Source organism: Sphingomonas sp., from assembly GCF_050725575.1.
Taxonomy (GTDB): domain Bacteria; phylum Pseudomonadota; class Alphaproteobacteria; order Sphingomonadales; family Sphingomonadaceae; genus Sphingomonas.
In genome coordinates this window covers 1-4,024 of record NZ_JBOHHW010000094.1, presented here as the reverse complement: position 1 = coordinate 4,024, position 4,024 = coordinate 1, and the positions used below count along the sequence as shown (strand labels likewise).

General features: G+C 60.5%; 4 protein-coding genes and 1 tRNA gene. 2 read left to right on the top strand and 3 right to left on the bottom strand.

Going from position 1 to position 4,024, the window contains the following annotated elements; translation table 11 throughout:
• Positions 1–225: 225 nt before the first annotated feature.
• The 3 genes from infA to ACRECS_RS27235 all read right to left on the bottom strand — a co-directional run bounded on the left by infA (position 226) and on the right by ACRECS_RS27235 (position 2,467).
• Positions 226–447 (bottom strand): translation initiation factor IF-1, encoded by a 222-nt coding sequence (gene infA, locus ACRECS_RS27245; protein ID WP_017230249.1) that lies wholly within the window; start codon positions 445–447, stop codon positions 226–228.
• Positions 448–1,057: 610 nt separating this feature from the next.
• Positions 1,058–1,134: transfer RNA gene (locus ACRECS_RS27240), tRNA-Pro, on the bottom strand.
• Between the two features lie 313 nt (positions 1,135–1,447).
• Positions 1,448–2,467, bottom strand: coding sequence for an IS701 family transposase (locus tag ACRECS_RS27235; RefSeq protein ID WP_431586109.1), 1,020 nt, complete (start codon positions 2,465–2,467; stop codon positions 1,448–1,450).
• Positions 2,468–2,846: 379 nt separating this feature from the next.
• Between ACRECS_RS27235 and ACRECS_RS27230 the strand changes: the two genes are divergently transcribed.
• Together ACRECS_RS27230 and ACRECS_RS27225 are read left to right on the top strand one after the other, a co-directional pair.
• The gene (locus ACRECS_RS27230; protein WP_431586108.1) at positions 2,847–3,791 is read left to right on the top strand and encodes a metallophosphoesterase family protein; all 945 of its coding nucleotides are present in this window, start codon (positions 2,847–2,849) and stop codon (positions 3,789–3,791) included.
• Between the two features lie 35 nt (positions 3,792–3,826).
• The coding region (locus tag ACRECS_RS27225) for a hypothetical protein (RefSeq protein WP_431586107.1) at positions 3,827–4,024 on the top strand (198 nt) is incomplete at its 3' end.

Genomic DNA, 4,024 nt, shown 5'->3' with positions numbered 1-4,024 from the left:
GTAACGCAAGAGGGCAATAGCGTGACGATGCCTGGGGGGCGGTGCTTGGGGCGCGCAAGCCAAATGCCAGGCCCGATGGAATCAGGCTGGCATGGCCAGGGCAATGCTTCCGGCAGGCCCTTGCGCATAGCAATGGCCAGATGTTTCCCGGGGCCGGACCGGCGCTATGCGGTGCCCTGGGTGCGCGCTTTGGCGCAACGCGCCGGCGGCGAGCGTGGAAGAAGATCAGGCTTTGTGGCGGAAGTTAATGCGGCCCTTGGTCAAGTCATAGGGCGACATTTCCAGCGTCACGCGGTCACCGGCCAGGATCCGGATGCGGTGTTTCTGCATCTTGCCCGAAGCATAGGCCCAGATTTCCACGCCGTTTTCCAGCGTTACGCGGTAACGGTTGTCTGGCAGGGCTTCCGAGACAACACCGCCAAATTCAATAAGTTCTTCCTTAGCCAATCTTCTTCCTTTACGGCAGCCTTGAGCTGCATGATTTAGGTAAATCCGGTGAGGCGAGCGCCGGCTTGCTGCCTGCGAGCTCGCGAGGTCCGGGTGCCAGCAGTGACAAGCGCCGGCTTGCTTGGTTGCGCCATGGAGTTGCGGGAGGCAAGCTGACCCGGACCGGCACGGCCAAAGCGCGTGCAACGTGTCCACGTTAGGGAATCGCCAGGGGGCGCGTCAGTGCCCGGCCGATTGCCTTGCCGGTTGCGGCCCAAGCTAATGCGGCCGTGCTACCGTGATAGGCGCGGGGCAATGAAGCGGGCAAGATGTTCCCGGTGGCTCGCCGATACTGCGCCGCGGTATAAGTCGCGGCTTGAATCGCAGATTTCGGCAAGGGCGCCCGGTTACAGGGCTTGCTGCATACACCCCGGGCTAACGCGCGATTATACCATGCCGGCGCGTCCAGGCACGGGATGGCCGCGGCGTTGGTGCAGTGCAGTGGAGGTGCGGTCACGTATTCGGCCAAGGCGGCCAATGTTGATCCCGAATGACTTCCGAACGACAAGAAGGAAGACGAAAAAAAGGCTTAGACCCTATGGTCTAAGCCTTTGATCATATTGCCAAATACTGGTCGGGGCGACATGATTCGAACATGCGACCCTCTGATCCCAAATCAGATGCGCTACCAGGCTGCGCTACGCCCCGAAGCGTCGGATTGTAGCCCGGCGGCAGGGCCAGGGTCAAATTTTACTTTTGCATCGGCCAAGCGAAGCGCCGGCCGGTGTGGGCATCGTCGCTGGGTTTGATGGATAGAAGGGTTCGCTTGACTTGGTCGCAAGCGCTGACATAATCCGCACACCGCAGCGGCCAGGCCCTGCGCCCGGTCAGGCGCAGAGGCAATCCGGGCCGCTGGCGGGACTGGCGCCGAACATGAGAATAAGAGTGCCCTCGCCACGATCGCGAGGCCCAGCCCCTGTCCGCCGGGGCGCATGAAGACGGTCAGAAGCTTAAATAGGACTTACGCAAGTTTCATCCGAACGCTCGGATTTTTGAGCTGCTGCCGAAGAAAGTCATCGAGCATCTGGTGTTTGACCTGATAGAGGGTACGGCAGGTCTGCCTGGCGATCTCGGCGAGACGAATCCACACCAGTACGGCGCAGGCGATGTGATTGCGCTGGATGCGCGCTTTGCGGCATTGGCAGCGCTCGATGCCGGTCAGTTGTTTGGCCTCGCGATGAAACTGCTCGATCTTCCATCGCAGGCCACACGCGTCTTGTGTGGCCTGCAAAGAATCCTGAGTGAGGTCGTTGGTGACGACCCAGTCCGTGCGGTGTGTCGACACCTCAACCCGGAACAGCTTCACCTTGTGATGTTTGGGAAAGCCTTTGATCTTGATGGTTTTGCCATGCGCGAGAGCGCTCGCATCCCACTCCAGCGAATCGACGCGCCGGTATGGGGATGTTGCGCCGGAGTCGTCCACTTGCCGGTTGGCCCGCAGCGGGCAGTAATAGATCTTCGCCAGCGACTCGATGAACAGCATCAGATCGCGCGTGGCATACCAGGTATCCATCAGGACACGCCGGAACGGCAGGCGTTTATGATGAACCAGGTTGGTCAGCATGTCGCGCACGTGATCCAGTTTCGTCATGCCGTCGCCGCCCGGATCGTAGATACGGTAGTCGATGATCCAGTGCTCCTGCGTCAGTGGGTTCACGTACACGCAGTTCACCATGCCGATCCCTTTGATCAGGCCGTGGGCGTTGCCGCTGTACTGGCGCCGGACCAGTTCGATCCGGTGCGAGAAATCCTTGTCGATGATCGTGTCGTCGAACGCGATGCAACCTTCCTCGTGCGCCGCGATCTGTTCCCGCACGTTGTCCCATACGAGACGCGGTGTCATCTTCTCGTTACGCAAAAACCGGTTGATGGCATCGTGGCTCATATCTTCAACATGGTCGGCGAAGTTCGTCAGCGTGTGGTTGAGCGGACTCACCAGCAGGTACTGGCAGTAATCCAGGCGGGTCGGGCGTTTCGTCATGCCCTCAACATTACGAACCTTGGCTCCGTTTTGGGTTTACGTCGCTTCGTAACAATTCGTTCCCGCGCTCAGCCGGGGCTTTTTGCGTAAGTCCTAGGAAATACTGGCTCGATCGTAGAATCGGCTCGCCGTCGGCCGGTCAGCATCAGGTGGCGGGTCGGACCGGCATCGGTCACCGGCTCTGATCATGTCGTCATGACGCAGAGCGCCACCGCCGTGACTCAAGGCCTGCGTGCGCAGGCCTGCTTGCTAGCCGCCGCAGCGCGGCGCTTACGGTGGAATAAAACGGATGGCCCAGCAGTCTTGCTCTTGAACCCAATCGGGAGGCCCGTCGGATAGTCCGGCGATCTACCTCTCGAACCTGACTCGTGAGGGCAATATGTCGTCAGATCTTCCATCCGATCCGTCGCGCCGCGGCGCGTTGAAGTGTCTCGCTTTCGGTGGTGCGGGCACGGTGTTTGTCCTGGCCGGCGGTGTTCTCGCGCCGGTGGAATTGGCCCTTGCCGCCTCGGCGAAGGGTCAGTCGGTTGCCGCAGGGGTCCCCCTTTTCCTGCAGATCAGCGACACGCATATTGGCTTCAACAAGGAGGCCAATCCCGACGTCGCAGGCACGCTCAAGCAGACCATTGACTTCGTCAACGCCATGCCGGTCAAGCCGGCGCTGACGATTCACACAGGTGACATTACGCATCTTTCCAAGGCGGAGGAGTTCGACCACGCAGCCCAATTGCTGTCGGGGCTGAATATCACCGAGTTGCATACCGTGCCCGGCGAGCATGATGTCACCGATGGGCCTGGGACGGAATACTTCAAGCGGTTCGGTCAAGCCTCCGACAATAAGGGCTACTACAGCTTCGACCACAGTGGCGTCCACTTTATCGGTCTGGTCAACGTGATGCATTTCAAGCCAAACGGGTTGGGGGGATTCGGCGACGACCAACTCGCCTGGCTGCAAGCCGACCTGAAGGGCCGGTCGTCCAGCACGCCGATCGTCGTCTTCGCGCATATGCCAATGTGGACGATCTACCAACCGTGGGGTTGGGGCACCGGCGACGCCGGCGAGGCGATGAGCTATCTGCAGCGCTTCACCTCGGTCACTGTCTTGAACGGCCATATCCACCAGATCGTGTCAAAGGTGGAAGGCAATATCACCTTCCATACGGCGCGCTCGACGGCCTATCCGCAACCGACGGCCGGCAATGGACCTGGGCCCATGCCGCTGACCGTACCGAGCGATCAGCTTCCCAGGATGCTTGGCGTGACCAGCATCAAGATCATGCGCCACCCGCTCGCAGCGACACTCGCCGATACCACGCTCGCCTGAATTCCAGGCACTGCTCACCAACCAGGACCCAAATCATGCTAACGACTATCCTTCGCCGCGCCTTCGTCGTCCCCCTCGGGGCCGGGATACTCATGGCGGCATCGGCTTCCGGGTTCTCCGTCGCGCAGGCGCAGGAGACCAATGTCGTCGTTGTGAAGAACTTCATGTTCTCGCCGATGTCGCTCACGATCAAGGCCGGCTCGACCGTGACCTGGAAAAATCTCGATGGCGAA

Excerpts from the sequence above, each read along its gene's own strand:
- ACRECS_RS27235 (WP_431586109.1), bottom strand. The coding sequence starts at position 2,467 with ATGACGAAACGCCCGACCCGCCTGGATTACTGCCAGTACCTGCTGGTG.
- ACRECS_RS27230 (WP_431586108.1), top strand. The coding sequence starts at position 2,847 with ATGTCGTCAGATCTTCCATCCGATCCGTCGCGCCGCGGCGCGTTGAAG.